Origin of the sequence: Schauerella aestuarii, assembly GCF_009866805.1 — a bacterium.
Classification (GTDB): domain Bacteria; phylum Pseudomonadota; class Gammaproteobacteria; order Burkholderiales; family Burkholderiaceae_B; genus Schauerella; species Schauerella aestuarii.
Window position 1 is genome coordinate 1 of the sequence record NZ_SIZW01000021.1, and the last position, 418, is coordinate 418.

Genomic DNA, 418 nt, shown 5'->3' on the forward strand with positions numbered 1-418 from the left:
CGACAGCGAACCCAGCGTCGAGCCGAGCGGGACTGCAGTGCCGGCCTTGAACGTGCTTTGGCCAGCGTCGGCATCCGAGATCGTCAATGTGCCAGTGGACACGAGGTTGCCATTGGCGTTGACGGCGGTGTCTTCGGTGACGGTGCCGGTAGCAGCTCCAGCGAACGTCGGAACGTCGTTAGTGCCAGTGATAGTGACCGTCACGACAGTGGTGGTGCCGTCAGCGGCCGAGACCGTGAACGACTCGACCTTTGTTTGACCGGCGGCGAGGTATTGAACCGCCGAGTTGGCAACGTTGTACGTCCAGGTGCCGTTCTCGGCAATCGACAGCGAACCCAGCGTCGAGCCGAGCGGGACTGCAGTGCCGGCCTTGAACGTGCTTTGGCCAGCGTCGGCATCCGAGATCGTCAATGTGCCA

General features: G+C 62.7%; 1 protein-coding gene. It reads right to left on the bottom strand.

Going from position 1 to position 418, the window contains the following annotated elements; genetic code table 11:
* On the bottom strand, positions 1-418 hold a 418-nt coding region (locus tag EYW45_RS00080), incomplete at both ends, for a VCBS domain-containing protein (protein ID WP_202444504.1).